The organism is Mycobacterium sp., from assembly GCF_049278535.1.
In the GTDB taxonomy this organism is placed as follows: domain Bacteria; phylum Actinomycetota; class Actinomycetes; order Mycobacteriales; family Mycobacteriaceae; genus Mycobacterium.
On sequence record NZ_JBAPMI010000133.1, the window covers coordinates 1 to 2,059 of the forward strand.

The 2,059-nt window shown below is 65.5% G+C and carries 2 protein-coding genes; both read left to right on the top strand.

The genetic code is table 11. The features are described 5' to 3' along the window. A partial coding sequence (locus tag WAO18_RS08690; protein WP_422205576.1) for a M24 family metallopeptidase occupies window positions 1-219 on the top strand: 219 nt, incomplete at its 5' end. A 13-nt stretch (window positions 220-232) separates the two neighbouring features. Next, the gene (locus WAO18_RS08695; RefSeq protein WP_422205578.1) at window positions 233-1,732 is read left to right on the top strand and encodes a cobyric acid synthase; all 1,500 of its coding nucleotides are present in this window, start codon (window positions 233-235) and stop codon (window positions 1,730-1,732) included. Window positions 1,733-2,059 lie beyond the last annotated feature (327 nt).

The following is a 2,059-nucleotide window of genomic DNA, read 5'->3' on the forward strand; positions in this document are numbered from 1 at the left end:
GGTCTGGTGGTGCTGCATTACGACGCCCCCGAGGTGGAGACCCTGATGGAGCAAGGCATGACCTTCACCATCGAGCCGATGATCAACCTCGGGACCATCGACTACGACATCTGGGACGACGGCTGGACCGTGGTCACCAAGGACCGCAAGTGGACCGCACAGTTCGAGCACACCCTGCTGGTCACCGATACCGGCGCCGAGATCCTCACCGTCGCCTGAGCCGTTCGCACCCGTGAACGGAGCGCTGCTGGTCGCGGGCACCAGCTCCGATGCCGGGAAGTCGGTTCTGGTCGCGGGGCTGTGCCGGCTGCTGGCCCGCAACGAAGTCCGCGTCGCGCCGTTCAAGGCGCAGAACATGTCGAACAACTCCGCGGTCACCGTCGAGGGAGGCGAGATCGGCCGCGCCCAAGCGATGCAGGCCCGTGCTGCCGGCCTTGCGCCCAGCGTGCGGTTCAACCCGATTCTGCTCAAGCCCGGCAGCGACATGACCTCGCAGCTGGTGATCAGGGGACAGGTCGCTGGGGTGGCCACTGCCGCCGAGTACTGGTCGGACCGCAACAAACTGTCGGCGGTCGTGCAAGACGAATTGGCGCAACTGCGGGCCGAGTTCGATGCAGTGATCTGCGAGGGTGCAGGTTCTCCGGCTGAAATCAATCTGCGTGCAACGGACTTGGTCAACATGGGCCTGGCCCGTGCAGCGAATCTGCCGGTTGTGATCGTCGGCGACATCGATCGCGGCGGGCTGCTCGCGCACCTGTTCGGCACGGTGGCGGTACTCGACGCGAAAGATCAGGCGCTGATCGCCGGCTTCATCGTGAACAAATTCCGCGGCGACGTCTCGCTGCTGGAACCCGGCCTACGCGAACTCGCCGAGCTCACCGGCCGACCCACTTACGGGGTCCTGCCGTACGCCGACGATCTCTGGCTCGACACCGAAGACGCGGTCCCGGTACTGGCTCACCGAGTTCTCGGCACACCGCAACCGCCACGGGGCACCCAGTGGCTTCGGGTCGCGGTGTTGCGGCTGCCCCGGATCTCCAACTCCACCGACGTCGAGGCGCTGGCTTGTGAACCCGGTGTGCTGGTGCGCTGGGTCCGAGAACCCGCGGATCTGGCCGATACCGACGTGATCGTGGTGCCGGGTACCAAATCCACCGTCGCCGACTTGGGCTGGATGCGCGGGCGGGGGTTGGACCAGGCCATTCTCGCCCATGCCGCCTCGGGTCGCGCCGTGCTTGGCATCTGCGGCGGCTTCCAGATGCTGTGCCGTTCGATCGACGACCAGGTCGAAAGCCGGTCGGGCCGGGTCGAAGCGATGGGGATGCTGGACGCCGACATCGGCTTTGCGCCGGACAAGGTGCTGCGCCGCCGGCAGGGATCGCTGCACGGCTACGAGATCCACAACGGGCGGGTGGTCCGCTGCGCGGAGGCCACCTGGTTCGATGCGGATGGAACCCCGGGGGGGTATAGGCGCGACCAGGTATTCGGGACGCATTGGCATGGCCTGTTCGACAACGACGAATTCCGGCGGCAGTGGTTGACCCTCGTGGCGGCCGCGGCAGGCCGGGACGGATTCGTGGTGGCCGACGACGTCGATGTCGCCGCGCGACGTGACGCCCAGCTCGATGTGATGGCCGATTTGCTGGACGCCCACCTCGACGTCGATTCGGTCGCCGGACTCCTCGATGCAGGGCCGCCGCCGCGTCCGACGGTCGTTTCCGCACTGCGCTGACCACATCGGTTGTCGGGCTTGAAATGCCACCCAATCAAGGGTTTTCGGTAGAACCGTTCTCTATTGTCAGCCTTGTCGTCACAAGGGTGGGAACCAGTTCCATATTGCCACAACATTTCAAATTGCCACACAGCTAACGATCCGCACGAAAACGGCCCGCGCGCGGGGCAATTGACTGTAATTTGCTGTGGTGCCTTCGACGATGATGACTACCGTCGACGGGTTTCCCATCCAGGTCTGCGACACCGGTCCGGAGAAGGGCTCCGTCGTGGTGTTGCTCTGCGCGGCCCAGCGCGCACTGACCGCGTACGAGGCGGTGTGTGAGCG